The organism is Acidimicrobiales bacterium (assembly GCA_025455885.1).
GTDB lineage: Bacteria > Actinomycetota > Acidimicrobiia > Acidimicrobiales > Acidimicrobilacustridaceae > Rhabdothermincola_A.
The window spans coordinates 1-26,308 of sequence record JALOLR010000025.1; the positions used below are offsets into that span (position 1 = coordinate 1).

General features: G+C 73.1%; 28 protein-coding genes and 1 rRNA gene. 3 read left to right on the forward strand and 26 right to left on the reverse strand.

Annotated features, from left to right (window positions below):
* Both MUE36_15475 and tyrS read right to left on the reverse strand, forming a co-directional pair.
* Positions 1 to 359 (reverse strand): 16S ribosomal RNA (locus tag MUE36_15475); the annotation flags it as partial.
* Positions 360 to 879: 520 nt separating this feature from the next.
* Complete coding sequence (gene tyrS, locus MUE36_15480) at positions 880 to 2,160, reverse strand: tyrosine--tRNA ligase (protein ID MCU0312332.1); 1,281 nt, start codon at positions 2,158 to 2,160, stop codon at positions 880 to 882.
* Positions 2,161 to 2,265: 105 nt separating this feature from the next.
* Here tyrS and MUE36_15485 point away from each other — a divergent pair, with 105 nt between their 5' ends.
* A complete protein-coding gene (locus MUE36_15485; protein ID MCU0312333.1) occupies positions 2,266 to 2,853 on the forward strand; it encodes a hypothetical protein in 588 nt (195 codons plus the stop codon).
* Positions 2,854 to 2,856: 3 nt separating this feature from the next.
* Here MUE36_15485 and MUE36_15490 read toward each other — a convergent pair whose 3' ends face one another.
* The 16 genes from MUE36_15490 to infC all read right to left on the reverse strand — a co-directional run bounded on the left by MUE36_15490 (position 2,857) and on the right by infC (position 18,311).
* Positions 2,857 to 3,444, reverse strand: coding sequence for an NUDIX hydrolase (locus MUE36_15490; protein ID MCU0312334.1), 588 nt, complete (start codon positions 3,442 to 3,444; stop codon positions 2,857 to 2,859).
* Positions 3,441 to 4,076, reverse strand: a complete 636-nt coding sequence (locus tag MUE36_15495; GenBank protein ID MCU0312335.1) for a DNA-3-methyladenine glycosylase — start codon at positions 4,074 to 4,076, stop codon at positions 3,441 to 3,443. Before MUE36_15495 ends, MUE36_15490 begins: the two co-directional genes overlap by 4 nt.
* Positions 4,064 to 5,446: an argininosuccinate lyase gene (gene argH, locus MUE36_15500; GenBank protein ID MCU0312336.1), complete on the reverse strand. Its 1,383-nt coding sequence runs from the start codon at positions 5,444 to 5,446 to the stop codon at positions 4,064 to 4,066. Before argH ends, MUE36_15495 begins: the two co-directional genes overlap by 13 nt.
* Before the next feature lie 7 nt (positions 5,447 to 5,453).
* Positions 5,454 to 6,680, reverse strand: coding sequence for an argininosuccinate synthase (locus MUE36_15505; GenBank protein ID MCU0312337.1), 1,227 nt, complete (start codon positions 6,678 to 6,680; stop codon positions 5,454 to 5,456).
* A gap of 77 nt (positions 6,681 to 6,757) precedes the next feature.
* Positions 6,758 to 7,249: an arginine repressor gene (gene argR / locus MUE36_15510; GenBank protein MCU0312338.1), complete on the reverse strand. Its 492-nt coding sequence runs from the start codon at positions 7,247 to 7,249 to the stop codon at positions 6,758 to 6,760.
* Positions 7,246 to 8,151, reverse strand: coding sequence for an ornithine carbamoyltransferase (argF, locus tag MUE36_15515; GenBank protein ID MCU0312339.1), 906 nt, complete (start codon positions 8,149 to 8,151; stop codon positions 7,246 to 7,248). Before argF ends, argR begins: the two co-directional genes overlap by 4 nt.
* A complete protein-coding gene (locus tag MUE36_15520) occupies positions 8,148 to 9,362 on the reverse strand; it encodes an acetylornithine transaminase (GenBank protein MCU0312340.1) in 1,215 nt (404 codons plus the stop codon). Before MUE36_15520 ends, argF begins: the two co-directional genes overlap by 4 nt.
* Positions 9,359 to 10,279, reverse strand: a complete 921-nt coding sequence (argB, locus tag MUE36_15525; GenBank protein MCU0312341.1) for an acetylglutamate kinase — start codon at positions 10,277 to 10,279, stop codon at positions 9,359 to 9,361. Before argB ends, MUE36_15520 begins: the two co-directional genes overlap by 4 nt.
* Entirely contained in the window at positions 10,276 to 11,445 is a 1,170-nt protein-coding gene (gene argJ / locus MUE36_15530; protein MCU0312342.1) for a bifunctional glutamate N-acetyltransferase/amino-acid acetyltransferase ArgJ, read from the reverse strand. The genes argB and argJ overlap by 4 nt, the downstream gene beginning before the upstream one ends.
* A gap of 52 nt (positions 11,446 to 11,497) precedes the next feature.
* On the reverse strand, positions 11,498 to 12,559 hold the full coding sequence (gene argC / locus MUE36_15535; GenBank protein ID MCU0312343.1) for an N-acetyl-gamma-glutamyl-phosphate reductase: 1,062 nt from the start codon (positions 12,557 to 12,559) through the stop codon (positions 11,498 to 11,500).
* Positions 12,560 to 12,670: 111 nt separating this feature from the next.
* Positions 12,671 to 15,088, reverse strand: a complete 2,418-nt coding sequence (pheT, locus tag MUE36_15540) for a phenylalanine--tRNA ligase subunit beta (GenBank protein ID MCU0312344.1) — start codon at positions 15,086 to 15,088, stop codon at positions 12,671 to 12,673.
* A complete protein-coding gene (gene pheS, locus MUE36_15545) occupies positions 15,085 to 16,122 on the reverse strand; it encodes a phenylalanine--tRNA ligase subunit alpha (GenBank protein MCU0312345.1) in 1,038 nt (345 codons plus the stop codon). Before pheS ends, pheT begins: the two co-directional genes overlap by 4 nt.
* 64 nt (positions 16,123 to 16,186) lie before the next feature.
* Positions 16,187 to 16,993, reverse strand: a complete 807-nt coding sequence (locus tag MUE36_15550; GenBank protein MCU0312346.1) for an RNA methyltransferase — start codon at positions 16,991 to 16,993, stop codon at positions 16,187 to 16,189.
* Positions 16,994 to 17,021: 28 nt separating this feature from the next.
* Positions 17,022 to 17,399, reverse strand: a complete 378-nt coding sequence (gene rplT, locus MUE36_15555; GenBank protein MCU0312347.1) for a 50S ribosomal protein L20 — start codon at positions 17,397 to 17,399, stop codon at positions 17,022 to 17,024.
* 81 nt (positions 17,400 to 17,480) lie between these two features.
* Positions 17,481 to 17,675, reverse strand: a complete 195-nt coding sequence (gene rpmI, locus MUE36_15560) for a 50S ribosomal protein L35 (GenBank protein ID MCU0312348.1) — start codon at positions 17,673 to 17,675, stop codon at positions 17,481 to 17,483.
* Between the two features lie 36 nt (positions 17,676 to 17,711).
* Entirely contained in the window at positions 17,712 to 18,311 is a 600-nt protein-coding gene (gene infC, locus MUE36_15565; GenBank protein ID MCU0312349.1) for a translation initiation factor IF-3, read from the reverse strand.
* 322 nt (positions 18,312 to 18,633) lie between these two features.
* Between infC and MUE36_15570 the strand changes: the two genes are divergently transcribed.
* A complete protein-coding gene (locus tag MUE36_15570) occupies positions 18,634 to 19,074 on the forward strand; it encodes a DUF1844 domain-containing protein (GenBank protein ID MCU0312350.1) in 441 nt (146 codons plus the stop codon).
* 8 nt (positions 19,075 to 19,082) lie between these two features.
* On the opposite strand, the gene MUE36_15575 is transcribed toward MUE36_15570, so the two are convergent.
* Entirely contained in the window at positions 19,083 to 19,310 is a 228-nt protein-coding gene (locus MUE36_15575; protein ID MCU0312351.1) for a cold shock domain-containing protein, read from the reverse strand.
* A gap of 31 nt (positions 19,311 to 19,341) precedes the next feature.
* Complete coding sequence (gene hisG, locus MUE36_15580; GenBank protein ID MCU0312352.1) at positions 19,342 to 20,217, reverse strand: ATP phosphoribosyltransferase; 876 nt, start codon at positions 20,215 to 20,217, stop codon at positions 19,342 to 19,344.
* Positions 20,218 to 20,306: 89 nt separating this feature from the next.
* On the opposite strand from hisG, the gene MUE36_15585 reads away from it, so the two are divergent.
* The gene (locus MUE36_15585; GenBank protein MCU0312353.1) at positions 20,307 to 21,065 is read left to right on the forward strand and encodes a VIT family protein; all 759 of its coding nucleotides are present in this window, start codon (positions 20,307 to 20,309) and stop codon (positions 21,063 to 21,065) included.
* Between the two features lie 30 nt (positions 21,066 to 21,095).
* Here MUE36_15585 and ribH read toward each other — a convergent pair whose 3' ends face one another.
* From ribH to MUE36_15615, 6 genes are all read right to left on the reverse strand, one after another.
* Complete coding sequence (gene ribH, locus MUE36_15590; protein MCU0312354.1) at positions 21,096 to 21,578, reverse strand: 6,7-dimethyl-8-ribityllumazine synthase; 483 nt, start codon at positions 21,576 to 21,578, stop codon at positions 21,096 to 21,098.
* A gap of 22 nt (positions 21,579 to 21,600) precedes the next feature.
* Positions 21,601 to 22,839 carry a bifunctional 3,4-dihydroxy-2-butanone-4-phosphate synthase/GTP cyclohydrolase II gene (locus MUE36_15595; GenBank protein ID MCU0312355.1) on the reverse strand — a complete coding sequence of 413 codons (1,239 nt, stop codon included), beginning with the start codon at positions 22,837 to 22,839 and terminating at the stop codon, positions 21,601 to 21,603.
* Positions 22,836 to 23,456 carry a riboflavin synthase gene (locus MUE36_15600; GenBank protein ID MCU0312356.1) on the reverse strand — a complete coding sequence of 207 codons (621 nt, stop codon included), beginning with the start codon at positions 23,454 to 23,456 and terminating at the stop codon, positions 22,836 to 22,838. Before MUE36_15600 ends, MUE36_15595 begins: the two co-directional genes overlap by 4 nt.
* 4 nt (positions 23,457 to 23,460) lie before the next feature.
* Positions 23,461 to 24,477, reverse strand: a complete 1,017-nt coding sequence (gene ribD / locus MUE36_15605; GenBank protein ID MCU0312357.1) for a bifunctional diaminohydroxyphosphoribosylaminopyrimidine deaminase/5-amino-6-(5-phosphoribosylamino)uracil reductase RibD — start codon at positions 24,475 to 24,477, stop codon at positions 23,461 to 23,463.
* A 95-nt stretch (positions 24,478 to 24,572) separates the two neighbouring features.
* On the reverse strand, positions 24,573 to 24,992 hold the full coding sequence (locus MUE36_15610) for a molybdopterin-binding protein (GenBank protein MCU0312358.1): 420 nt from the start codon (positions 24,990 to 24,992) through the stop codon (positions 24,573 to 24,575).
* A partial coding sequence (locus tag MUE36_15615; GenBank protein MCU0312359.1) for a hypothetical protein occupies positions 24,973 to 26,308 on the reverse strand: 1,336 nt, incomplete at its 5' end. The genes MUE36_15615 and MUE36_15610, both read right to left, overlap by 20 nt.

Below are 26,308 nucleotides of genomic sequence, written 5' to 3' on the forward strand. Positions count from 1 at the left end.
GCTGCCTCCCGTAGGAGTCTGGGCCGTGTCTCAGTCCCAGTGTGGCTGATCGTCCTCTCAGACCAGCTACCCGTCGATGCCTTGGTGGGCCGTTACCCCGCCAACTAGCTGATAGGTCGCGAGACCCTCCCGAAGCGATGAATCTTTCCTCATCCGGCCATGCGGCTGGAAGAGGGCATCCGGTATTAGCTCGAGTTTCCTCGGGTTATCCCAGACTTCGGGGCAGGTTTCTCACGTGTTACTCACCCGTTCGCCGCTAGATCTTCACCAGTGTTGCCACTGGGTGGATCCCGCTCGACTTGCATGTGTTAGGCACGCCGCCAGCGTTCGTCCTGAGCCAGGATCAAACTCTCCGTCGAGATCTGGGCCCCCACCCGGAGGCGGTGGCCGCGATCTGTGTGAAAAGTCCGAGATGGAGGGGCTCTCCTCCATGGTTCTCGAAGTGGTGCCGACCTGGTAGGGCCGACACCGGAATTGCTTGGTGAACGATCACGACTCGTACGACCACCCATTGTGCCGAAGCACGAGCCGGGTGGACGCCGTGGCGGTGATCGCCCGCACTGGCTTTTTCGTCCTCTGTTCCGTTTTCAAGGAGCGCACGGCCGAGAAGGCTGAGCCTGAACTCGACGCACTCGTGCTGGCCTGACGCCATCGGGCGCCGGTTCCAGCCTCCGACTCCGGAGCCTGGCCGTTGGCCGGGCTCGTTCTGAGCGGAGTGCCACTCTACCGAGGGCCGTGAAGAGTGTCAACCCGGCGGTCCGGTGCGACACCCTGGGCGGGCTCTGCGGTATTCACGCCCCCCGGAGATCCGGGGAGCTGCAGCGAAGGCAACGTAACGGCCCGTCGTCCCCCCGGCAACCCGGTGGGACGTGGCGTGGGTCACCCCTCGACGCGGCGCACCAGCAGGTGGCGCTGCTTCTTGCCCCTTCTCACCATGCAGTAACGCCCGTGGCGCCAGTCGTCGGCGTCGAGGACGCGCCCCTCCTCGACGGCCACGTCGTTGACGTACAGGCCCCCCTGGGCGACGAGACGGCGCCCCTCGCTCCTCGAGGTGAGGACCCCCAGGTCCACGAGGAGGGCCACCAGGTCGGACCCGGCGTCCCCCGCGCCGACCTCGAGGGTGGGCACCGTCCCGGCCAGCTCGGCCCACTCGGCGGCCGAGAGCTCGACCACCGCTCGGGTGAACCCCTGGGACGCGCCGGCCGCCTCTGCGGCGGCCTCCGGCCCGTGCACCAGCTCGGTCACCGCTCGGGCCAGGACGCGCTGGGCCTCGCGCCGCTCGGGAGCCCGGGCGTGGTCGGCGACGACGGTGGCGATCTCGGCCAGGTCGAGGAGGGTCAGCTGGAGGAGGAACCGCTCGACGTCGCGATCGTCGGTGTTCACGAAGTACTGGAAGAAGGCGTACGGCGACGTGCGAACCGGGTCGAGCCAGACGGCGTCGCCCGTCGACTTGCCGAACTTCGCCCCGTCGGCCCGGGTGACGAGCGGGACGGTGAGCCCGTGCACGTGGGCTCCCGACGTCCGCCGGATCAGGTCGATCCCGGCGGTGATGTTCCCCCACTGGTCGGAGCCGCCCACCTGCAGCTCCACCCCGAGCTCCTGGTGGAGATGGCGGTAGTCGTTGGCCTGGAGGAGCATGTAGCTGAACTCGGTGAAGGAGATCCCGTGCTCGCTCTGCACCCGGGCCCGCACCGACTCCTTGGCCAGCATGGTGTTGACCGTCACGTGCTTGCCGACGTCGCGGAGGAACTCCAGCACCCCCACCTGGGCGGTCCAGTCGCGGTTGTCCACGAGCCGCGCCGGGTTGGTCGCCGACCCGAAGTCGAGGAACCGGGACAGCTGGGCGCTGATCGCCGCGGTGTTGGCATCGAGCGTCGCCGCATCGAGGAGGCTGCGCTCCGTCGATCGCCCCCCGGGGTCGCCGATCATCCCCGTGGCACCGCCGGCCAGCGCCACCGGGTGGTGGCCGAACTCCTGGAACCGCCGCAGCAGGAGCAGCGGGACGAGGTGTCCGACGTGGAGACTGTCGCCGGTGGGGTCGAACCCCGCGTACACCCCGAGGGGCCCCTCCTCGAGACGGGCGCGGAGGTGGTCCAGGTCGGTGCTGTCGTGGACCAGTCCCCGGGAGGAGAGGTCGTCGAGGACGGCGGGGGTGCTCACGGCGAGACTCTCCCCCGCCACCGTGGCGGTCGTCCAGCGGGAACCAACCACCCAACGGCCGTGGTGATTGGCGATGCCCGGCCGGCGGGGGCACAGTTGTTCCCGATGGTCGAGGAGCCGAGCGCCACGTCTGCCGCCGAGGCGGGGAGCGAACCCCCCACCGTCGACGAGCACCAACCCCTGTCGCCGGGCCGTCGGCTCGGCCGGGTGATGGCCGTCGCCGTCTTCGTCTTCATCGCCGGGCTGTGGGCCTACGCGCTCTGGGGGCCGGTGCAGCGGGTCCCCCAGGGCCGGCTCGACTCGCTCGCCTTCGCCGAGGCGGCCGAGCCCGTCTGCGCGGCGACGATGGCCCGCATCGACGCGCTCCCCCCGGCCTTCGAGACCCGTGACGCCGCCACCCGGGCCGCGGTGGTGGCCTCGGCCAACGACGAGCTCGCCGTCATGCTCGGCGAGCTCGAGGCCATCGCCCCGTCACCGATGGCCGGCGACGACGGCCGCATGATCGACGAGTGGCTGGGCGACTGGCGGATCTACCTCGGCGACCGGGAGCGCTATGCCGTGGCCCTCGCCTCGGACCCGGACGCCCGGATGCTGGTCACCGAGAAGGAGCGCCGACAGGTCAGCGAGCCCATCGACTACTTCGCCGACACGAACTTCATGCCCAACTGCGCCACCGCCGGCGATCTGGCCTGACGCTCAGCCCGGGGCGGCCGCCCGCTCCAGCCCCCGGCGAGCGAGGCGCACCAGACCCTCGTCGGCACCGAGCGCCCCCAGCTCCTCGGGGAGCGCCCACCGCAGCCCGAGCGACTCGTGGTTGCCCGATGGGATCGCCCCGGGGGGCGCCAGCACCAGGTGGCGGACGTCGAGGTGGAGGTGGACGGGCTCGCCGGGTGGGCGGACCTCGTGGATGTCGAGGTCGACGATGCCCGGCGCCACCTCCAGCCCGGCGATCCCGGTCTCCTCGGTCGCCTCGCGGAGGGCGCCCGCGGCCGTGTCGCCCTGACCGTCGGCGTGGCCGCCCGGTTGGAGCCATCGTCGGAGCTTGCGGTGCAACAGGACGAGCACCCGGCGGTGCTCGTGGTCGACCACCAGGGCCGAGGCCGTGAAGTGGCCGTCGACGCACGTGCGATGGAGGGCGTCGGGATGACGATCGACGAAGGCGAGCATCTCCCTGCGGATCGCCGCCTGCTGCTCGTCGGGGGGCTCGTAGCCGGTGAGGCCGGCGACGAGCGCGGACCGCTCGTCGTGGTCGTCGATCGGCGCGGACGGCTCGGGGGACGTCACGTCGGTGCGGCGAGTCGGGCGGGGGTCGGTCGGGGCCCCGGACGGGCGGTCGACACGTACCGGTTCCCGGCCACGTGCCAGCGCCACGGGAGGTCGGCGCCGTCGCGAAGACCGATCCGCGGGGTGACCGCCGGCACGGCCACCGGTGCGACGCCGTCGTCGAGGAGGTGCGGTCCCGCCGCGTCGGTCAGGTCCGCACCGTCGTGGGTGCCGTCGATGCCCATCGCCCGGCAGAGCTTCGCCGGCCCGTTGGTGAGGTCGCGGTCGCGGCGCACCGGACCCCTCACCTGCTGCATGGCGTCCAGCCCGTGCACGGGCTCGAGGGCCCGGAGGAGCACCGCGGAGGCCTCCCCCTCCGATCCGCACACCACGTTGGCGCACCAGTGCATCCCGTAGGTGAAGTACACGTACAGGTGGCCCGGCGGACCGAACATCGAGCGGGTCCGGGGTGTGGGCCCGCGGTAGGCGTGGCTCCCCGGGTCGTCGCCGCCCCGGTAGGCCTCGACCTCGACGATCCGACCGGCACGGTCGCCGTGGACGAACAGCTTGTGGAGGAGGTCGGGGGCGACGTCCAGGCTGTCGCGGGCGTAGAAGCCCCGATCGAGCGGCGCCGTGGCGCTCAGCCTTCCCACCGCCGGCGGTCGGCGGCCAGCCGGGCCGCGAACGACGCCAGCTGGGACCCGACCGGGATCGGCCCGCCGCCGCCGGGGGTGGTGCGACGGCGCACCGACGCCCCTGCGTCGAGGAGGCCCACCGCGTCGGCGCCGAGCTCGGGGGCGTCGGCCACCAGCTCGCGCAGCGAACGGCTGCCGGTGAGGCTCTCGCGCACCAGGGCGCCGACGACCGCGTGAGCGTCGCGGAAGGGCATCCCGCCGGCGACGAGGTGCTCGGCGAGGTCGGTGGCGGCCGCGGCCGGGTCGTCGGCGGCGGCCGCCATGGCGTCGAGGTGGAACGTCGAGGATGCCAGGAGCCCGGTCATGGCCGCGAGCGCCAGCGTGACCGTGTCGACGCTGTCGAAGAGCGGTTCCTTGTCCTCCTGGAGGTCACGGTTGTAGGCCAACGGCAGGGCCTTGAGGGTGGCCAGGAGCCCCGTCAGGTTGCCGATGAGGCGGCCGGTCTTGCCGCGGGCCAGCTCGGCGATGTCGGGGTTCTTCTTCTGGGGCAGCATCGACGAACCCGTGGCGTAGGCATCGGCGAGCCCGAGGAAGCCGAACTCGGCGGTCGACCAGAGGATGACCTCCTCGGCGAGCCGCGACAGGTGCACCCCCACCAGGGCGAGGTCGAAGAGCAGCTCGGCGACGAAGTCCCGGTCGCCGACGGCGTCGAGGGAGTTGTCGAACACCGCTGCGAAACCGAGGTCGGCGGCGGTGGCCGCCGGGTCGAGCGGCAGCGAGGAGCCGGCCAGGGCCCCGGCCCCGAGGGGCGAGACGTCGAGGCGGCGGCGGGTGTCGGCCAGCCGGTCGAGGTCGCGGACCAACGCCCAGCCGTGGGCCAGCAGGTGGTGGGCCAGCAGCACCGGCTGGGCACGCTGGAGGTGGGTGTAGCCGGGCAGGTAGGCGTCGCCGGCGTCGCCGGCCCGCTCGAGGAGCACGCCCTGGAGGTCGAGCACCCGTGCCGCGATGGCGTCGATCTCGCGCTTCGCGAAGAGGCGCAGGTCGGTGGCCACTTGGTCGTTGCGGCTCCGCCCGGTGTGGAGCTTGGCGCCGGCGGGGCCGGCCAGCTCGGTGAGGCGCCGTTCGACGGCGGTGTGGATGTCCTCGTCGGAGGGGAGGAACACGAAGGAGCCGTCGGCCAGCTCGCCACCGATCGTGTCGAGGGCGTCGAGGACGGCGGTGACCTCGCGCTCATCGAGGATGCCGGCCCGGGCGAGGCCCCGGACGTGGGCCCGGGAACCGGCGAGGTCGTCATCGGCGAGGCGCCGGTCGAAGGGCAGGCTCACCGTGAAGGCGAGCAGCTCCTCGGCCGGGCCGCCGTCGAAGCGGCCGTGCCACAGCGTGCTCACGGTCGGGTCACTCCCCCGCCGGACCGGGCGTGGTGGCGCTGGTGGTGGGGGCCGTCGACTGCTTGGCCGCCCAGGTCTGGATGCCGAGCCCCCAGAGCTTCACGAAGCCCTCGGAGTCGGCGTGCTCGAAGCTGTCGGCGGCGTCGTAGGTGGCCAGCCCGTAGTCGTAGAGGCTGTGGGGGCTGCGCCGCCCGACCACGTAGCAGCGGCCCGGCTCGAGACGCAGCCGCACCTCGCCGCTCACGAAGCGCTGGGTCGAGTCGACGAAGGCGTCGAGGGCCTCCTTCAGCGGCGAGTACCACATCCCGTCGTACACGAGGTCGGCGTACCGGCCCTCGAGGCGCTGCTTCTCGTGGGTGACGTCGCGCTCGAGGGTGATGGACTCGAGGTCCTGGTGGGCCTGGATGAGGGCCAACGCGCCGGGCGCCTCGTAGGTCTCACGGCTCTTGATCCCCACGCGGCGGTTCTCGACCATGTCGAGGCGCCCCCAGCCGTAGGCGCCAACGATCTCGTTCATCTCCACGACCAGGTCGTGCAGCGGGCGGACCTCCCCGTCGATCGACACCGGCACGCCCTGGTCGAAGCCCACGACGACCTCGCGCGCTTCGGAGGCCTTCACCGTCGTGAGGCTCCACACGCCTTCCGGCGGACGGGCCCACGGGTCCTCCATCTCGCCGCACTCGATGGCCCGACCCCAGAGGTTGTCGTCGATGGAGTAGAGCTTCTCCCGGGTGGCCGCCACCGGGATGTCGTGCTGCTCGGCGTAGGCGATGCTGTCCTCGCGGGTCATCCCCCAGTTCCGCACCGGGGCGAGGATCTCGAGGTCGGGAGCCAGGGCGCGGGTGGCCACCTCGAAGCGGACCTGGTCGTTGCCCTTGCCGGTGCAGCCGTGGGCCACCGCGTCGGCCCCGTGGTAGCGGGCCGCGGCCACGAGGTGGCGCACGATGACCGGGCGGGACAGCGCCGAGACGAGCGGATAGCGCCCCTCGTAGAGGGCGTTGGCCTTCAGCGCCGGGGCCAGGAAGTCCCGGGCGAACTCCTCACGGCAGTCGACGACGATCGCCTCGACGGCCCCGGCGGCGAACGCCTTGGCCTGCAGGCCCTCCCAGTCGCCCCCCTGGCCGAGGTCGCAGGCCACGGTGATGACCTCCACCCCGTGGTGCTCGATCATCCAGCGCACGGCCACCGAGGTGTCGAGGCCTCCGCTGTAGGCCAGCACGACTCGCTTCGCCATCAGGTCACGTCCTTCGTCTGCGGCCGTTCGGCCGTCTCGGGTTCGGTCGGGGAGATCGGGGGCTCGGACACCGGTGGTCAGAGCCCCGCGAGGTCGGAGAGGCGTCGGGCCAGCTTCGCGCCGCCGACGCGCTCGTCGACGATGACGAGGATGGTGTCGTCGCCGGCCACCGTTCCCACCACGTCGGGGACCGCGGAGCGGTCGAGCGCGGAGGCCACCACGTGCGCCGAGCCGGGCGGCGTGCGCACCACCACCAGGTTGGCGGAGTGGGCGACCTCGACGACCCAGTCGCCGAAGACCCGGCGGAGGTGGTCCTCGGGGGCCCGCTGCTCCTTGGGCATCGCCGGGATGGCGTAGACGGCCTCGCCGCCCGGCACCCGGACCTTGATGGCCCCGAGGTCATCGAGGTCACGGGAGACGGTGGCCTGGGTGGCGGCCACGCCCTCGGCGGCGAGCAGCTCGACGAGTTGAGCCTGGTTGGCCACCGCCTGGCCCTCGACGAGCTTGGCGACGAGGTGCTGGCGCTGGGTCTTGCCGAGCTTCACCGGCTCCTTGCGACGGGCGGTCACCGTCGCTCCCACAGCCAGGCCAGGGCGCCGCGGGCGGCGTCCATCCGATGGGCCGCCTGGGGCCACACCCGGCTCCGGGGGCCCTCCAGGACGTCGGTGGCCACCTCCTCACCGCGATGGGCGGGCAGGCAGTGGAGGAACACGGCGTGGGGAGCCGCGCAGGCCATCAGGCCGGCGTCGACGGTGTAGTCGGCGAACGCGGTGCGCCGGCGTTCGGTCTCGGCCTCCTGGCCCATCGAGGCCCAGACGTCGGTGTACACCGCGTCGGCGCCGGCCACCGCCTCGGCAGGGTCGTGGGTGCTGGTCACACCCACCCCGGCGGCATCGAGGCGGGCGCGGTCCGCCACGGAGAGCTCGTAGCCCTCGGGGGTGGCGACCCGCACGTCCATGCCCAACAGCCCGGCGGCCAGGGCCAGGCTCCGGGTGACGTTGTTGGCGTCGCCCACGTAGGCCACGGCCCGTCCCGCCAGCGCGTCGAGCCCACCGAACTCTTCGGCCAGGGTCAACAGGTCGGCGAGGGCCTGGAGCGGGTGGGCGTCGTCGGAGAGCATGTTGACGACCGGCGCGGTGGACACCGCCGCCATCCGCTCGAGCTTGGCGTGCTCGAAGACCCGAGCCCCGATGAGCGCGTGGTAGCCGGCGAGGGTGCGGGCGACGTCCTCCACCGTCTCGCGGGTGTCGAGCCCGACCTCGTCGGGCCGGATGGTCAGCGGATGGCCGCCGAGGCCCACGACGGCCATCTCCATCGAGTTGCGGGTGCGCAGCGACGGCTTCTCGAAGAGGAGGGCCACCCCCCGCCCGGCCAGCGGACGGGTGCCGGCGGAGGACTCGGCAGCGGCGAGCACCTCGCGCAGCTCGGCGGCCGAGAGGTCGTCGATCTCCAGCAGGTGGCGCACGGTCACCCTCCCGCGTCGGCGGCGGACCGGTGCGGGGCCAGCACCGTCGCGAGCAGCTCGAGGGCACGGTCGGTCTCGGCCTCGGTGACGACGAGGGGTGGGGCGAAGCGCAGGGCCGACGGGGTGACCGCGTTCAGCACCAGGCCGGCGGCGAGGGCGTCGGCGGCGACGGCCCGGGCGTCGATCCCGGCGGAGAGCTCGGCGGCGAGGAGGAGCCCGAGGCCCCGCACCTCGACGACGCCGTCGAGGGCCAGGAGCCCCTGGCGGAGGTAGGAGCCGGCGTGCTCGGCCAGGGACGGGGCGTGGTCGCGCTCCATCACACCCAGCACCGCCAGGGCCGCGGCCGCGGCGAGCGGCTGACCTCCGTAGGTGGTGGCGTGGTCGCCCGGCTCGAACGCCGCCGCCACGTCCCGGCGGGCCCAGCAGGCACCGATGGGCATCCCGTTGCCGAGGGCCTTGGCCATCGTGACGACGTCGGGCTCGACGCCGAAGTGCTGGAAGCCGAACCACTCGCCGGTGCGGCCGAGACCGGTCTGGACCTCGTCGACCATGAAGAGCACGTCGCGGTCGTCGCAGATGCGCCGCACGCCCTCGAAGTACGCCGCCGTGGCGGGGTTCACGCCGCCTTCTCCCTGCACCGGCTCGAGCAGCACGGCCGCCACCGTCGGGTCGATGGCCGCCTCGAGGGCGTCGAGGTCGTTCCAGGCCACGTGCCGGAAGCCCTCGGGGAGCGGCGCGAAGGCCTCCCACTTGGCGGGCTGGCCGGTGGCGTGGAGCGTGGCCAGGGTGCGACCGTGGAACGACCCGTAGGCGCTCACCACCTGGTGGCGACCGTGGCCGCCGTACTTGCGGGCCAGCTTGAGGGCGCACTCGTTCGCCTCGGCGCCGGAGTTGGCGAGGAACACCTGGCCCCCGCCCCCGAGCAGCCGGTCGAGGGTGATGGCCACCTCGGCCCCGGGGACGGTGCCGAAGAGGTTGGAGACGTGGGTGAGCGTGCGGGCCTGCTCGGCGACGGCGTCGGCCACCTCGGGGTGGGCGTGACCCAGACCGACGACGGCCAGTCCGGCGAGGAAGTCGAGGTACTCGTTGCCGTCGCGATCCCAGAGGAGGAGGCCCTCGCCGCGCACGAACTGCACGGTCGGGGCGCCGTAGGTCGGCATGAACGGGCAGTGGTCGAGCCCGGGCGGGGCGCCCATGGCCTCGGCGTGGGTGGTCACGGCTGGTCCTCTCGTTGGGGGGCGGGGACCACCATGGTCCCGACGCCGGCGTCGGTGAACAGCTCGAGCAGCACGACATGGGGCACCCGGCCGTCGAGGAGGTGGGCGGCGCGCACCCCGCCGTCGAGGGCGTCGAGGCACGCCTCGACCTTCGGGATCATCCCGCCGCTCAGCGCGCCGGACGCGAGGAGCTCGGCGATGCCGTCGGTGTCGATGGTCGAGACGAGGCTGGTGGGATCGGCGACGTCGGACAGCAGGCCGGCGATGTCGGTGAGGTAGATGGCCTTCTCCGCCCCGAGTGCCCCGGCGAGGGCCCCGGCGACGGCGTCGGCGTTGATGTTGTAGGCCTGGCCGAGCAGGTCGGCGCCGATCGTGGAGACGACCGGAATGAGGTCCTGGGCGAGGAGCGACTCGACGATGGCGGGGTTGACCCGCTTCACGTCGCCGACGAAGCCGAGCGACGGGTTCCTCAGCCCGGCCTCGATGAGCCCGGCGTCCTCCCCCGAGAGGCCGACGGCCAACGGCCCGTGCGTGTTGATGGCCGCGACGATGTCGCGGTTCACCTTCCCGACGAGCACCATCCGGGCGATGTCGAGCGTCTCGGCGTCGGTCACGCGCAGCCCGTCGCGGAACTCCGACTCCTTGCCGAGCTTGGTCATGAGGTCGCCGATCTGGGGCCCTCCGCCGTGCACCACGACGACGTTGATGCCCACGGACTGCAACAGCACGATGTCGGCTGCGAAGCTCTCGGCCAGCGCCGGGTCGGTCATGGCGTTGCCGCCGTACTTGACGACGATCGTCGAACCCCAGAAGCGCCGGATGTGGGGCAACGCCTCGATGAGGACCTCGGCGCGGGCCACGTCGTGGGCCGGCGGTGCGCCGGGCGCGGCGGCTCCGGCTTTCTCGGCGCCGCTCACGACGTGCCCATGTTCTCGTCGACGTACGCGTGGGTGAGGTCGTTGGTGAGGATCATGGCCCTCCCGGCGCCCAGGCCGAGGTGGGCCTCGACGTCGAGGTGACGCCCGGCCATGTGCACTGCGACGGCCTCCCGATCGTGGTCGGCCTCGACGCCGTGGCGGCACACGGTCACGCCGCCGTAGCGGACCTCGAGCAACGCCGGGTCGAAGCCGATGCCGCAGCTGCCGAGGTCGCTGGCGATCCGGCCCCAGTAGGGATCGTTGCCGTACCAGGAGCACTTCACCAGCTGGCTGCGGGCCACGTAGCGCGCGCCGGCCGCCGCCTCGGCGTCGGAGTGCGCCCCGGTGACGGTGAGCCGCACCACCTTGGTGGCCCCCTCGGCGTCACCGGCCATCTGCTCGGCGAGGTCGGTGCAGGCCCGGGCGACGGCCGCGGCGAGCGCCACCGGATCGACCGGACCGGCCACCCCGCTGGCCAGCAACAGGACGGTGTCGTTGGTGGACGTGCAGCCGTCGACGTCGAGGGTGTTGAAGGACCTCTCGACCGCCGCGGTGAGGGCGGCGTGCAGCTCGGCCGGTGGGGCTGCGGCGTCGGTGGTGAGCACGGCCAGCATCGTGGCCATGTCGGGCGAGAGCATGGCCGCCCCCTTGGCCATGCCGCCCACGGTGAAGCCGTCGCCGGCGACGACCACCTCCTTGGCGTGGGTGTCGGTGGTCATGATCGCCCGAGCCGCGGCGGGCCCGCCGTCGGCCGAGCGGGCCGCGACGAGGGGGGCGATGGCGGGCTCGATCACGTCCATCGGCAGCGGGATGCCGATGAGCCCCGTCGAGCACACCAGGACGTGGTGGGGGTCGACACCGAGCTCGGCAGCGACGAGGGCGCACATCGTGACGGCGTCGCGTGAGCCGGGCTCGCCGGTGGCGGCGTTGGCGTTGCCGCTGTTGAGGATCACGGCGGCCGTGCGCCCGCCCGACGCGGCCAGGTTGCTGCGGCTGACGACCACCGGGGGGGCGGTCATGAGGTTTCGCGTGAACACCCCGGCGGCGCTGGCGGTGCCGCCGGGGCCCGTGTCGACGGCGACGAGGGCGAGGTCGGGGTCCCCGGAGCCCTTGATGCCGGCGGCGAGGCCGGCGGCGGTGAACCCCTGGGGGGCGGTGACGCTCATGGGGCGACCTCTTCGTGACGGGCGGGACGGGGATCGGGGGACGAGCCTGCGGTCACGGGTACACCCCGACGCCGCTCAGGCCGGTGCCCTCCGGGAGGCCGGCCAGGATGTTGGCGCACTGCAGGGCCTGCCCGGAGGCGCCCTTGGTGAGGTTGTCGATGGCGGCCAGGGCCACGATCCACCCGGTGCGGGGGTCGGCCCGCACCGTGACGTGCGCGGTGTTGGAGCCGGTGCACGCCTTGGTGGAGGGCGACCCGGCGGTGACCACGACGAAGGGTTCGTCGGCGTACGCCGCCCGGTACAGCTCGAGGAGGCCATCGGTGGTGAGGTCGCCCCCGTCCCCGGTCCCGGCCCGGGGGCGGAGATAGCAGGTGGCCAGCATCCCCCTGCTCATCGGCACGAGGTGCGGGGTGAACAGGGCCGAGACCTCGTCGGCGCCGACTCCGGCGATCCGGGCCACGCTCTGTTCGATCTCGGGGGTGTGGCGGTGGGTCAGCAGGCCGTAGGCGGTGACGTCCTCGTCGGCCGCGCAGAACGTGTTGTGCTCCTTGGGCGGCCGCCCGGCCCCCGAGAGGCCGCTCACGGCGTCGACGACGATGGTGTCGAGCTCGACGAGGCCTTCGGCGACGAGCGGCGCGACGGCCAGGGCGGCGGCGGTGGGATAGCAGCCGGGGGTGGCCACGGCGGTGGCGGCGGCGATGTCGGCACGGAAGAGCTCGGGCAGCCCGTAGGCGAAGTCGGCGAGCAGGGCCGGGGCCGCGTGGGGTTCGCCGTACCAGTGCGGGTACAGCGCCGGGTCCTGCAGCCGGAAGTCGGCGGCGAGGTCGACGACCCAGCGCACCTCGCGGCGCAGGGTGGGCATGAGCGCCTGGGACGCCCCGTGCGGCAGCGCCGAGAAGACCAGGTCGACGTCGGCCAGGGCGGCCTCGTCGTAGGGCGAGAAGCGCAGGTCCGGGTAGGCCGCCGTCAGGCTCGGGTAGAGCTCGGCCGCCGCGACGCCGGCCTGCGTGTCGCCGGTGGCCCACCGCACGTGAAGGTCCGGGTGCCCCGCGCACAGCCGCAACAGCTCGGCCCCCGTGTACCCGGACGCCCCGACGATGCCGACCTCGACCATCCGACGAGCATACAGCAACCTGCATACCTATCCAGCCCCGATTCCTCCGGACTGACCCGGAGGGGCGACCGACGAGGAGACGAGGAAGGGGGAGCGGGGAGGGACGGGTGGTCAGCCGCGGAGGGTGGCGGGGAGGGTGGACTCGACGGCGTCGACGACCCGGCGGCGCAGCTCGGTGAGGTCGGCGTCGGTCAGCGTCCGATCGGCGGACTGCAGGCGCAGGCGGTACGCCAGGCTCCGGCGACCGGCGGCCACCGGCTCCCCCCGGAACACGTCGAACAGCTCGACCCCGACGGCCAACTCCCCCGCCGCCGCCTCGATGGTGCGGCGCACCCGGGCCGCCGGGACGGCCTCGTCGACCTCGAAGGCCAGATCGAGGTCGCTCGACGGGAAGCGGCTGATGCGCCGGTACGGGTGATCGCCGTGGGGCTCGGCGAACAGCGCGTCGAGGTCCAGCTGGAGCCACGCCACCCGCTCGCGGACACCGAGGGCCTCCAGCACCCCCGGGTCGATCTCCCCCACCTCACCGACGACCACCGGGACGTCGCCGACGGTGAGCACGCCCCGGCGCCCCGGATGGAGCCCGGCGGGCCCGCCCTCCTGATCGACGGCCGGATCGACCAGACCGAAGGTGTGCGCCACGGCCTCCCAGATCGCCACCGCGGCGAGGGCGTCGGCCCCCGCCACCACCACCCCGAGGTGCTCGCGCTCGTCGGGGAGCCCTCGGCCCTCGGGCGGGCGGCCGAACACCTTGCCCACCTCGAACAGCGCCGCCCCGTCGATGCGGTGCGACTCGTTGTAGGCCACCGCCTTGAGGAGTCCGGGGCGCAGGGAGGGGCGCAGCACCGACTCCTCGGTGGCGAGCGGGTTCGTCACCGTGACGGCGTCGACGGCGAGACCGCAGGCGGCCAGGTCGCCAGGGGCGAGGAACGGCAGGGGCATGGCCTCGTCGAGGCCCAGGCCCACCAGGACGTCGCGCAGGCGCCGGCGGTCGCGCTGACGAGGGGTGAGCGAGCCGGTCTGCGGCGAGGTGAACAGCCGCGGCGTGATGCGGCTGTACCCGTGGTGGCGGGCGATCTCCTCGATCACATCGGTCTCGGTGGTGGTGTCGGGCCGGAAGGTGGGCACCCGCACCGCGAGCACGGCCGAGGGCGCCCAGCCCCCGTCCGGGGCCGGCACGGCCGCCGACGGGTCGTCGCCGATGTGCTCGACCCCGAAGCCGATGCCGGTGAGGTGGCCGGTGATCTCCCCCACGGGCAGCTCCGTGCCGAGCAGCGCGTTGACCCGGCTCTGGCGGACGCGGACCGGCTCCCGCGACGGCAGGTCACCGTCGACGGTGAGGCCGCCGGCCACCAGCTGCGCCCCCGACGGCGCGAGGAGCTCCGCCAGGCGGCGGGCGGCGAGGTCGAGGATCTCGGGGTCGGTGCCCCGCTCGAAGCGGGCCGAGGCCTCCGAGCGCAGTCCGAGGAACTTCGAGCTCCGGGCGACGGCCATCGGCTGCCACCAGGCGAACTCCAGGAGGACCGTGGTGGTCGACGGGGAGATCTCGGTCGATGCACCTCCCATCACGCCGGCGATCCCCACCGCGGTGTCGGCCGCGTCGGCGATCACGCCGTCGCGACCGGCGGTGAGGGTGCGCTCGAGGTCGTCGAGCGTGGTGATGACCTCGCCGTCGCGGGCCCAGCGGACCCGCAGGGCGGCGCCGGGCACCTTCGCGGCGTCGTAGGTGTGGTTGGGCTGGCCGAGCTCGAGCATCACGTAGTTCGACGCGTCCACGACGTTGTTGATGGGTCGCATGCCGAGAGCGGCGAGCCGGTCGGCGATCCAACGGGGCGATGGTCCCACCCGGACGCCCTCGATCACCCGGACGTGGAAGCGCCCGCACAGGTCCGGGTCGACGATCTCGACCGACGGTCGGATCCCCGCCGCCCCCGGGACCTCGACGACCGCCGGCTCGGGCACCGCGAAGGGGATGCCGAGGCGGGCCGCCAGGTCGCGGGCCACGCCGGCCACGGACATGGCGTCGGGCCGGTTGGGGTTGATCTCGAGGTCGTAGAGCACGTCAGGGGTGATCCCGAGGGCCTCGGTGATCGCGGTGCCCGGCTCGGGGCCGGGGTCGAGCACCCAGATCCCGGAGTGGTCGTCGCCCAGGCCGAGCTCCCGCCCCGAGCAGAGCATCCCGTTCGACCACTCGCCACGCATCTTGCGCCGGGCGATCTCCATCCCGTCGGGCATCACCGTGCCGAGCGTCGCCAGGGGGACGAGGTCGCCCTCGGCCATGTTGAACGCCCCGCAGCAGATCTGCAGCGCGTCGCCGTCGCCGGCGTCGACGTCGACGAGCTGGATCCGGTCGGCGTCGGGATGGGGTCGCAGCGAGAGGACGCGGGCCACGACGATGCCGTCGAGGCCCTCGCCGAGGCGTTCGACCGACTCGACGGCCATCCCGAGGTCGCTCATCACGTCGCCGAGCACGATCGGGTCGCCCTCGAAGGGCGCGAACTCGCGGAGCCACGACAACAGGACCTTCACGACGGGAACTGCTCCAGGAAGCGGACGTCGCCGGTGTACATCTCGCGGATGTCGTCGACGCCGTGGCGCATGAGCGCCAGGCGGTCGAGGCCGAAGCCGAACGCGAAGCCCGACCACTCCTCGGGGTCGAGCCCGACGTTGGTCAACACGTTGGGGTGCACCATCCCGCAGCCCCCGAGCTCGAGCCACCCGGTCTGGGCGCAGGTTCGACAGCCCCGTCCCTCGCAGAACACGCAGTTGATGTCGTACTCCGCCGACGGCTCGGTGAACGGGAAGTAGGAGGGGCGCAGCCGGGAGTGGATGGCGCCCCCGAAGTAGGCGGTGGTGAAGGTCTCCAGCGTGCCGGCCATGTCGGCGAAGGAGATGCCCCGGTCGACGACCAGGCCCTCGATCTGGTGGAACACCGGCATGTGGCTGGCGTCGGCGGTGTCGCGCCGGTACACCCGGCCCGGCATCACCGCGTGGAACGGCGGCTCGCCCTCGCTCATCACCCGGATCTGGACCGGCGAGGTGTGGGTGCGCAACAGAGTGGTCTCGGGCTCGCCGAGGTCGACGTAGAGGGTGTCCCACATCCCCCGGGCCGGATGCGCGGACGGGATGTTGAGCGCCTCGAAGTTGTGCCAGTCGGTCTCCACCTCGGGCCCCTCGGCGACGGTGAAGCCCATGCCGACGAACAGGTCGACGAGGCGGTCGAGGGTCTGGGTGACGAGGTGCAGGCTGCCCCGGCGACGGTGGTCGAGGGCCTCGGTGAGATCGAGCCGCTCCCCGGCGAGGAGCTCGGCCCGGGCGGCCTCGGTGAGGGCCCGCTGCCGCTCGGCGATCGCGGCCTCGATCCGGACCCGAGCCTCGTTCAGGGCCTGCCCGGCGGTGCGGCGCTCCTCGGGAGCCAGCTCGCCGAGCCCCCGCTTGCGGGCGGTCACCTCGCCGCTCTTGCCGACGAGACCCGCCTCCACGGCGCGGAGCGCGTCGAGGTGGCCTGCGGCGGCGATCTGGTCGAGGGCCCGGTCGATGAGACCGGGGAGGTCGTCGGTCATCGGCACGGAGACTGTCCGAGGGCGGGCGGAGCGTCCAATCTGTTCCCCGACGCGGAGCGGCGCATCACGAGCCCCGGACCTGACGGGCGACCTCGAACAGCACGACCGATGCCGCCACGGCCACGTTGAGCGACTCGACGGAACCGGCCATGGGGATGGTCACGGCCTCGTCGAGCACCGCGGCGAGCTCCGCGCTCAGCCCGTGGGCCTCGCTCCCCATGACCAGGGCGAGGGGCCGGGTGAGGTCGACCGCGTCGGGGGCCGGCCCCCCGTGGGCGACCGTGGCCACCAGGGTGCGCCCGGCGGCCCGCAGGGCCATCAGCGCCCCCAGGGTCGGTGCCCCGTCGGCCACCTCGGCCACCGGGAGCCGGAACACCGAGCCGGCGGCGGCGCGGACCGTCTTCGGCCCGAAGGGGTCGACGGCGTCGGCACAGAACACGACACCGGCGCCACCCACCGCCTCGGCCGAGCGGATCACCGTGCCGGCATTGCCGGGATCGGCGACCCCGGCGAGCACCACCACGGGCCCGTCGGCGGACGCGATGCGGGCCACGTCGGCCGGTCGACGCTCGGCGACGGCGATCACCCCCCGAGGGGCGACCGTGTCGCTGACCCGATCGAGGACTCCGGCGGCCAGCAGGTGCACTGGGATCCCGGCCGCGGTCACCGCATCCACCACCTCGCGGAGGGCCGGTGCGGCGTCGACGTCGACGAACACCTCACGCAACGGTGCCCCGGCGACGACGGCCTCGGCGAGGGCCACCGGGCCCTCCACGACGAACGCGCCGGACTCCAGACGCGCCCTTCGGCGCCCGCACAGGCGCCGAAGGGCGGTGACGCGTGGGTTGGAGGCGCTCAGCGGGGCAGGCACCGGCCCGAGCGCGCCGTGGACTCGGGGCTCAGGCCTCGGCCGTGGTGGCCGCGACGCTGGCCTCGTTCGCCGCCTCGACGAGGGCGGCGAACGCCGCCGCGTCGGTGACGGCGAGGTCGGCGAGCACCTTGCGATCGACCTCGATGCCGGCCGCCTTCAGCCCGGCGACGAACCGGGAGTAGGTGGTGCCGTTGAGCCGGCAGGCGGCGTTGATGCGCTGGATCCAGAGCTGGCGGAACTCGCCCTTGCGCGCCCGCCGGTCGCGGTAGGCGTACTGCAGGGAGTGCATGACCTGCTCGTTGGCCGCCCGGTACGAGCGGCTCTTGTTGCCGTAGTAGCCCTTGGCGCGCTCGAGGGTGGCGCGGCGGTGCTTCTTGCTGGCGACGGCACGCTTGACTCTTGCCATCGGGGCCTCCTTGTTCGTGGGACGGACGCCACGGCCCGCGGGACGGGACCGTGGTGCGGGGCCGGCGGCGCCGGCCGGGGATCAGATGCCGAGCTGGCGACGGACCTTGGCGGCGTCGCCCGGGGACAGCTCGAAGTCGCCGGTCAGGCGGCGCTTGCGACGCGGCGACTTCTTCTCGAGAATGTGGTTCAGGTTGGCGCTGCGGCGGGTGATCTTGCCCGTCCCGGTGATCTTGAAGCGCTTCTTCGCGCCCCGGTGGGTCTTCATCTTCGGCATGGTGTCTCCGGTGGTGGTGGCGCCGGCGGCGCCGGCTCAGGCGGTCTGGTCTGCGGAGGAGTCGGTGGTGTCGGGAGCGACCCCGGCGGCGGCGACCGCCTCCTCGCCGTCGGATTGGCGGCGACGCTCGGCGGCGGCCTGGGCCTTCTTGTCAGGGCCGAGGACCATGGTCATGTTGCGACCGTCGAGTCGGGGGTAGACCTCGACGCGACCCTGGTCGGCCACCGCCTCGGCCACGTTGTCGAGGATCTTGCGACCGAGATCGGGATGCTGCATCTCCCGACCGCGGAACATGATCGTGACCTTGACCTTGTGGCCCTCGGACAGGAAGTGCTCGACCTTGCGGGTCTTGGTCTCGAAGTCGCCGGCGCCGATCTTGGGCCGGTACTTCATCTCCTTGACCACGACGTTCGTGCTCTTCTTGCGTGACTCCTTGGCCCGCTGGGCCGCCTCGTACTTGTACTTCCCGTAGTCCATGATCCGACAGACGGGTGGGTTGGCCTTGTCGGCCACCTCGACGAGGTCGAGTTCGAGGTCCCGGGCCATGATGAGGGCTTCGGGAAGGGGCTTGATGCCGATCTGCGCCCCATCGGGACCGACGAGGCGTACCTCGCGGGCCCTGATGCGGTCGTTGATCCGGGGCTCGTTGCTGTCCGGGGTGGCTATCGCCGGTCACTCCTCATCAATGCGCAGATCCTCCGTGGCGCGGGTGGGCAGGTCTGACGCCTGCGACCCTGGGGAGGCGGGCGTCGGGGCGGGGCAGCCGACGCCCGTCGACGACCGCGCCGTGGCCCGGTCGATGAAGAGCAGCGACCCGGCGCATCGGTTCCTGCGAACAGGGGAAATGGCCGGGTGGGGGTCGAGCCCCGCTTTCCCTCGGTTGTCGGGCGCCTACGATAGCCGAGTCCCCGCCGATCTGCGAGTGACGGCGGCCCCGTCGCCGAGGAAGCGAGCCCCCATGAGCCTCTGGACGCCCGACGGCGAGGTGCCCATCGAGCGCCGGCCCCGGCCCGACCCGACCGCCGACGCCCCCGGCCCGGGCGGGGACACGGGCGCGGCCGGCATGGTCGGGGCGCCGTCGCTCGAGGACCTCTCCCCCGAGGAGCGGGCCCAGGCCGAGCAGATGGTCGAGCAGATGGCCGAGGTCCAGCGCCAGGTGCTCTCGGCACCCGCCGCGCAGTTCGTCGTGAACCACGTGGTGGGCCTCTACGAGCTCGGCGCCATCCACCTCGGCCAGCCCGAGCCCGACCTCGAGTCCGCCCGGCTGGCCATCGACGCCATGGCCGCCCTGCTCGACGCCACTGAGTCACGGTTGGGCGACGACGGCGCCTCCCTGCGCCAGGCCCTCACCCAGATGCAGATGGTCTTCGTGCAGATGACGGGTTCGCCGCCGGCCTGACGCCGGCCTCAGCCCGGCGTCACGGGCGTGACGTCGGCCGCCTCCCAGCACCCCCGCCGCCCGGGGGCCACGCGGAACGTGACCGTGGTCCCGGGAGCGATGGTGCGGGTGCCGTCGGTGACGGCCGTGCAGTGGAACGGGTAGCGCTGCCCCTCGTCGGTGCACACCACCCCGATGCCCCGTGGGTCGTCGAAGCTCTCGACCGTGCCCGCCCGGGCGCCGAGGGCCACGCTCACGCCACGGTTGCCCGGCGGGCCCGACCGGCCGTCATCGGACGATCTTGGCGATCGGGAGCTCGATGATGTCGGTGGCGCCGGCGTCGGACAGCGCCGGGATCAACACGTTGATGGTCGCCTTGGCGACGACCGTCTCGACCGCGTACCCGGCCTCGCCGTACAGCTCGTTCACCGTCGGTGACTTCATGGAGGGCAGGAGGTCGATCACCGCGCCGAGGCGGTCGGCCGGGATGTTGAGCTTGACGAGCACCTTGCCCCGCGCCTCGAGGACGCCCTCGAGCAAGGTCTGGATCTGGCGCATCGCATGCGCCTTGTCCGGGTTGGCGAGGCTGGCGGGGTTGGCGATGAGCTCGGTGTAGGACACCAGGATCGTGTCGATGATCTTCAGGCCGGCGGCCCGCAGCGCCCGCCCGGTCTCGGTGATGTCGACGATGCAGTCGACGATGTCCGGGACCTTCGCCTCGGTGGCCCCGTAGGAGAGGCGGATGTCGGCGTCGATGCCACGATCGGCGAAGAACCGTCGCGTGAGCTCGGGGTACTCGCTCGACACCCGCACCCCGTTGGGGAGGTCGGCCACGCTCTCCCACGGGGCGTCCTGAGGGACGGCCACGATGATGCGGACCGGGTCGGTGGTGGCCTTCGAGTAGCGGAGCTCGCCGAGCGACTCGACCTCGCTCGAGGTCTCCTCCACCCAGTCCCGACCGGTGATCCCGACGTCGAAGAGGCCCTCGGCGACGTAACGGGGGATCTCCTGGGGGCGCAGGATCCGCACCTCGTCGATGCGGGGATCGACGATGGAGGCCTGGTACTGCACGTTGGAGTTCCGCACCACCTTGAGGTCGGCGGCCTCGAAGAGATCGAGGGTGGCGTTCTCGAGGGAGCCCTTCGGCAGGACCAGTCGCAGCATGGCGCTCACGCTAACGCGCCGCCGGAGGGCTCCGACCGGGGTTGCCCGGTCCCGCCCACTTGGTCGGCACCGGCCCGTACGATGACGTCATGGCCACGTCGACCGGACCCGCGCACGAAGGCGCCGACGTCGACCGAGGTGTCGGCCCGGGCCCGGTGCTCGGGCACGGCGAGCGGCACTACAGCCACCGTTCGGGCTGGTTGCGGGCCTCGGTGATGGGGGCCAACGACGGGATCGTGTCGACGGCGGCCCTGATCCTGGGGGTGGCGGCGGCCGACTCGTCGCGCACCGTGGTGCTGACCGCGGGCGTGGCCGCGCTGGTCGCAGGGGCGCTGTCGATGGGGCTCGGGGAGTACGTCTCGGTCAGCAGCCAGCGCGACACGATGCGCTCCGACATCGCCAAGGAGCGCTGGGAGCTCGAGAACGTGCCCGAGCGCGAGCTCGCCGAGCTGACCGCCATCTACCGACAGAAGGGCCTCTCACCCCGCCTCGCCAGGGAGGTGGCCGCCGAGCTCACCCACCGCGACGCTCTCAACGCCCACCTGAGCGCCGAGCTCGGGATCACCGAGCAGACCCGGGCCCGCCCGGTGCAGGCGGCGCTCTCGTCGGCGGCGGCCTTCGCCGTCGGCGCCGGCCTGCCGCTGGCGGCCGCGGCCCTCACGGGTACCGAGGTGCAGATGTCGGTGATCGTCGTCGCCGCCCTCGTGGCCCTCACGGTCCTCGGGAGCGCCGGCGCGCTGCTCGGCGGCGCCCGCCCGTGGCGACCCACCGCACGGGTGGTGGTCGGAGGTGGGGCGGCCATGGCGCTCACCATGGCCATCGGCCACCTGGTCGGGACGACGGTGTGACCGGCGCGGACCGGCGCGCCCGCCGGGCCGTCAGGCGAGGCGGCGCAGCAAGCTGACCATCTCGAGGGCGGTGCGCACCGACTCCTCACCCTTGTTGTCCTCGTCGCTCGAGCGGGCGAGGGCCTGGTCGAGGTTCTCGGTGGTCAGCACCCCGAACACCACGGGGGTGCCGGTGGCGATCTGGACGTCCTGGATGCCCCGGGCGCACTCCCCCGCCACGAAGTCGTAGTGCGAGGTCTCGCCGCGGATGACCGCCCCGAGGCACACCACGGCGTCGACGTGGCCGTTGACGACGAGGGCCTTGGCGGCGAGCGGGATCTCGTAGGCGCCGGGCACCCACACCAGCGTGACGTCGTCCTCGGCCACGCCGTGCACGGCCAGTGCGTTCTCGGCCCCCGTCAGCAGGCGGGCGGTGATCTGGTCGTTGAAGCGCCCGCACACCAGGCCGATGCGGACACCGGTGCCGTCGACCTCGCCGGTGACGGAGCGGGCCGCCCTGAAGTTCGTGGACATCGTTCGCTCCCCTTGCCGCCGCTCAGTCGAGTCCGTCGAGGATGTGGCCCATCTTCTCGCGCTTGGTGCGCAGGTAGTCGATGTTCTCGGGGTTGGGGATCGACTCGAGCGGTACCCGCTCGACGATGTCGAGCCCGAAGCCCTCGAGCCCCCCGTACTTCGACGGGTTGTTGGTCATGTAGCGCATCGTCGTGATGCCGAGGTCGACGAGGATCTGGGCCCCGATGCCGTACTCCCGGCTGTCGACGGGCAACCCGAGGGCGACGTTGGCCTCGACGGTGTCGGCGCCCTCGTCCTGCAGCGAGTAGGCGCGGATCTTGTGGCCGATGCCGATGCCCCGGCCCTCGTGGCCCCGGAGGTACACGACGACGCCGAGGCCCTCCTCGTCGATGCGCTTCATGGCCTGGTCGAGCTGGATGCCGCAGTCGCAGCGCAGCGAGCCGAACACGTCGCCGGTGAGGCACTCGGAGTGGACCCGCACGAGCACGTTGTCCTGACCCTGCACCGCCCCCTTGACCATTGCGACGTGCTGCTCGCCGTCCAGCACCGACTCGTAGACGTAGCAGGTGAAGTCGCCCCAGTCGGTCGGGATCCGGGCCTCGGCGACCCGCTTGACGAGCTTCTCGTGCTGGCGGCGGTAGCGGATCAGCTCGGCGATGGAGATGAGCAGCAGACCGTGCTCCTCGCAGAACTTCACGAGGTCGGGCACCCGGGCCATGGTGCCGTCGTCGTTCACGATCTCGCACAGCACCCCCGACGGGTAGAGCCCCGCCATGCGGGCGAGGTCGACGGCCGCCTCGGTGTGCCCGGCCCGCTTCAGGACGCCGCCGTCGGCGTAGCGCAGCGGGAAGATGTGCCCGGGACGGGCGAGGTCGGCGGGTCGGGTGGCCGGGTCGATGAGCGCCTGGATGGTGGCCGCCCGGTCGGCCGCGGAGATGCCGGTCGAGGTGCCGTGGCGGGCATCGACGCTGTACGTGAAGGCGGTGCGCTGGGCTTCGGTGTTGTCGCGCACCATGAGGGGGATGTCGAGCTCGTCGAGGCGCTCGCCGGTGAGCGGGGTGCAGATCACCCCGGACGTGTGGCGCACGAAGAAGGCGATGGTCTCGGCGGTGGCCGCCTCGGACGCCATGATGAGGTCGCCCTCGTTCTCGCGGTCCTCGTCGTCGACGACCACGACGATCTCGCCACGGCCGATGGCCGCGACGGCCTCGGGGATCGTGGCGAAGTGCTCGGCCCACTCCGAGCGGGACGGGGGGTTCATCGGGCCTCCTCGGCCTGGGTGGTGGTGGCGTTCGCGTTCCCGGCGAGCGCCGCGAGCTGGCCCTCGATCAGGCGCTCGGTGTACTTGGCGATGACGTCGACCTCGAGGTTGACCCGGTCCCCGGGGCCCTTGGATCCGAGGGTGGTCACCGCGGAGGTGTGCGGGATGACCGCCACCGTGAAGCCGTCGTCGAGCGGCTCGACGACGGTGAGGGAGATGCCGTCGACGGTCACCGAGCCCTTCTCGACGACGTAGCGCAGCAGGGCCGACGGGATCCGGACCCGCAGGTCGGGCACGGGGTCGACGATCTCGCCCACACCGTCGACGTGGCCCTGCACGAGGTGGCCGCCGAGGCGGTCCTGGAGCCGCACGGGGCGCTCGAGGTTCACGGGGTCACCGGGGACGAGGTCGCCCAGGTTGGTGCGTAGGTAGGTCTCGTCGCTCACGTCGGCCTCCCACCAGCCGTCGCCGAGGGCCACGACGGTGAGGCAGCAGCCGTTCACGGCGGTGGAGTCGCCGAGGCCGGCGCCGTCGAGCACGGTGCGGGCGTTGATGCGCAGACGCGCACCGTCGCGGTGTGCGACGGTGCCCAACTCCTCGACGATGCCGGTGAACACGAGCTCAGGATCCCTTCAGATCGAGACGCAGATCGTCGCCCAGCCGCCGCACGTCCACAAACCGGCCCCGCCACGCGTCGGCGAGGGTCGGCGCGCCCGGGCCCGCGAAGAGGCCCCGGGCGTCGTCGCCGCCGAGGAGGGCGGGCGCCGTGTAGAGCACGTAGCGGTCGACGAGCCCGGCGACGTGGACGGCGTGGGCCACCCCCGCACCGCCTTCGACGAGGAGCTGGAGCACCCCTCGGGCCCCGAGCTCGTCGAGCACCTCGCCGAGGGGGCCGTCGAGCTCGAGGCACGGTCGCATCGCCGCCGTGTCCGGCGCCCGGCCGAGCACCACCCGGAGGGGCTCGGTGTCGTCGGGGTGCCGCTCGTCGTCGGGCAGTCGGACCGTGAGGGCGGGGTCGTCGGCGCGGACGGTGCCCGAACCCACCAGGATGGCGTCGCTGTCGGCGCGGAGGCGGTGGGCGTCGAGGCGGGCCTCGGGGCCGGTGATCCACTGCGACGACCCGTCCGGGGCGGCGGTGGCACCGTCGGCGGTGGCGGCCAGCTTGAGCACCACGTAGGGCCGCCCCGTGCGGCGATGGTGCAGGTAGGGGGCCAACTGCTCCTCGACGGCGGCGGACCCGACCCCGACCACGACCTCGATCCCGGCGGCACGGAGGCGGTCGATGCCCTCACCGGCGACTCGGGCATCGGGGTCGGCGACGGCGACGACGACCCTGGCGATGCCCGCCGCCACCACCGCGTCGGCGCACGGCGGGGTGGCCCCGTGGTGGGCGCAGGGCTCGAGGGTGACGTGAAGGGTGGCGCCGATGGCCCGTTCCCCGGCCTCGGCGAGGGCCCTGGTCTCGGCATGAGGCCCGGAGCGGCCCGACGTGGCGGCCACGAACCCGGGGTGATCAGGCTCGTCGGCGGGCACGACGACCGCCCCCACCCAGGGCCGCGGGGCCACCCGGCGGCGCACCGTGGACGCGGCGGCGACGGCCTGGGCCATGCGGGCCTCGTCGTCGGGTGCTGGGCTCACGGGTGCTCGCTGGACGTCGGCACGACCGGACGGTCGCGAGAGCCGTCGATCGTACCCGAGTCGACCGGCCACCGACCTCCCGGCCGGACGGCTGCTCAGTCGCCGGCGAGGAGGCGCACGGCGTGGGGGACGACGTCGATGACCGCCTCGAGGCACTCGACGGCACCGCTGGTCGAGCCCGGTGCGTTGAGCACGAGGCACGAGCCCCGGGTCCCGGCCACCCCCCTCGACAGGCGTCCGAGGGGGTTGACCAGACGCATGGCCTCGGCCAGCCCCGGCGCCTCCCGGTCGAGCACCACCCGGGTGCCCTCCGGCGTGAGGTCGCGGGGCCCGAAGCCGGTGCCGCCGGTGGTGACGACCACGCCGAGGAACCCCTCCGCCATCTCGACCAGCGCCTCGCCGACGTCCTGGCGCCCGTCGCTGACCACACGGTGCTCGACGACCTCGAAGCCCTCGGTGGTGAGCCGCTCGACGAGCGCCCGCCCCGAGCGGTCGTCACGGGTACCGGCGGCCACCCCATCGGACACGGTGAGGACCTTGGCTCGCAGGCCTTCCGCAGGAGTGGTCGTGGCGGCGTGATCGGTCATGACCAGGAGTCTGCCCGGCCCTCGGGACGACCGGTCGCCGCGGGCTCGGGCCGGTCGGGCACCCGGAGCCGCAGGAGGTACATGCCGTCGGTGTCGGCCGCCTGGGGCAGCAGCAGCGCTCCCCGCCCGAGCGGGTGCCAGGGGCGACCCGGCGGGGGGAGGGCGACGAGCTCGGGGTGGGTGCGGGCGAGATGGTCGTCGACGGCGCGGGGGGGCGGACGAGGGCCTGGGCCGCCTCGACGAGGTCGATCTGCAACGCCGCCAGGACCTCGACGTCGGTCTCGGCGATGCGCCATCGGGCGTCGGGGCGACGGCGAAGCGCCCCGAGCCCGGAGCAGGGCGCGTCGAGGAGGACCTTGTCGAACGCGGCGGGGCGGAACGGCGGACGGGTGCCGTCGGCGGCGATCGTCACGAGGCGACCGTCGTCGAGGCCGAGCCGCGCCGCGTTGGCGGCAACGAGGCCCAGGCGGCCCGCCCGGGCGTCGGCGGCCACCACCGTCGCGCCGGCGCCGGCCATGGCCGTGGCCTTGCCACCCGGGGCGGCGCACATGTCGAGCACCAGCTCACCGGGCGCGGCGCCGACCGCGTCGGCGACCCACTGCGACGCCTGGTCCTGCACGTAGCCGTCGTCTCGTGTCGTGACCGACGGCGATCGGTTCATCACCTCGAGCGCAGCCACCGCCTCGCTCTCCCCGAGATCCCCGGTGAGCCGGCGAATGATCCAGTCGGGCTGGCTGAGCCTGGTCGCCTCATCGGGCCACGTCACTGGCAGGCCGGCGGCCACCTTGCGCAGCACGGCGTTGAGCAGGCCCTTGAGCTTGCCGGGTGCGGACTCGACGGTGGCACCCACCGCGGCGTGAGCCGGCGTGTCGAGGAACGCGAGCTGGAACGCCCCCAACCGCAGCCAGGCCCGCGCCGTCGGGTCGATGCGGTCGGGATCCGGGAGGAAGCGATCGACGAGCCAGTCACAGGACCGTCGCCCACGGGTCACGCCGTAGACCAGCTCGGTGACGAACCCGCGGTCACGGCGGTCGAGCGAGGTCCGCTCGAGGAGCGTGGGCAGCAGGAGATTGGCGTAGGCGCCCTCCGTGTCGATGCGCACCAGCGCCTCGACGGCCAGGCGTCGGGCCTCGACGCCGGCTTGCTTGCGACCGCCACCACCCTGCGGGCCGCTGCGGCGGGGCGGACGTCGTCCTCCTCCGGTCCCGGTCACGCGCCGAACCGGTCGCCGACGGCGGGACGGG

What these genes read in the sequence shown, in the direction of transcription:
- MUE36_15485 (MCU0312333.1), top strand. Translation starts at nt 2,266, where the DNA reads ATGGTCGAGGAGCCGAGCGCCACGTCTGCCGCCGAGGCGGGGAGCGAA.
- MUE36_15505 (MCU0312337.1), bottom strand. Translation starts at nt 6,680, where the DNA reads ATGGCGAAGCGAGTCGTGCTGGCCTACAGCGGAGGCCTCGACACCTCG.
- argJ (MCU0312342.1), bottom strand. Translation starts at nt 11,445, where the DNA reads ATGAGCGTCACCGCCCCCCAGGGGTTCACCGCCGCCGGCCTCGCCGCC.
- argC (MCU0312343.1), bottom strand. Translation starts at nt 12,559, where the DNA reads ATGGTCGAGGTCGGCATCGTCGGGGCGTCCGGGTACACGGGGGCCGAG.
- pheS (MCU0312345.1), bottom strand. Translation starts at nt 16,122, where the DNA reads ATGACCGACGACCTCCCCGGTCTCATCGACCGGGCCCTCGACCAGATC.
- rplT (MCU0312347.1), bottom strand. Translation starts at nt 17,399, where the DNA reads ATGGCAAGAGTCAAGCGTGCCGTCGCCAGCAAGAAGCACCGCCGCGCC.
- rpmI (MCU0312348.1), bottom strand. Translation starts at nt 17,675, where the DNA reads ATGCCGAAGATGAAGACCCACCGGGGCGCGAAGAAGCGCTTCAAGATC.
- MUE36_15570 (MCU0312350.1), top strand. Translation starts at nt 18,634, where the DNA reads ATGAGCCTCTGGACGCCCGACGGCGAGGTGCCCATCGAGCGCCGGCCC.
- hisG (MCU0312352.1), bottom strand. Translation starts at nt 20,217, where the DNA reads ATGCTGCGACTGGTCCTGCCGAAGGGCTCCCTCGAGAACGCCACCCTC.
- MUE36_15585 (MCU0312353.1), top strand. Translation starts at nt 20,307, where the DNA reads ATGGCCACGTCGACCGGACCCGCGCACGAAGGCGCCGACGTCGACCGA.
- ribH (MCU0312354.1), bottom strand. Translation starts at nt 21,578, where the DNA reads ATGTCCACGAACTTCAGGGCGGCCCGCTCCGTCACCGGCGAGGTCGAC.
- MUE36_15595 (MCU0312355.1), bottom strand. Translation starts at nt 22,839, where the DNA reads ATGAACCCCCCGTCCCGCTCGGAGTGGGCCGAGCACTTCGCCACGATC.